At 42.8% G+C, this 318-nt stretch carries 1 tRNA gene; it reads left to right on the top strand.

Annotated elements, in window-relative coordinates:
* Positions 1–6 precede the first annotated feature (6 nt).
* Positions 7–82, top strand: a tRNA-Ala gene (locus MD588_RS25980).
* Positions 83–318 lie beyond the last annotated feature (236 nt).

Raw genomic sequence — 318 nt, 5'->3', positions numbered from 1 at the left:
AACGTTGGGGCTATAGCTCAGCTGGGAGAGCGCCTGCCTTGCACGCAGGAGGTCAGCAGTTCGATCCTGCTTAGCTCCACCACTCTTTAAGCGCATTCTGACGAGTGTCTTTAAAAAGTGGGTCCTTAGGGAAACACATGCTCTTTAACAATCTGGAAAGCTGACTAGTAAATTCATTTTACGAAGTATCGTAAGATTGAATTAAAATGTTCTTACTTCTTTTTATATAAGAGAGGGAAGAACGAGTTCTCAAGCAAACACATTCAAGTGTCTTGTGTAGAGTCCGGCGAAAAACCAATTGTGTCCTTATCAGACACA

The organism is Photobacterium obscurum (assembly GCF_026191635.1).
GTDB lineage: Bacteria > Pseudomonadota > Gammaproteobacteria > Enterobacterales > Vibrionaceae > Photobacterium > Photobacterium obscurum.
This window is presented reverse-complemented; position numbering and strand designations above follow the sequence as displayed.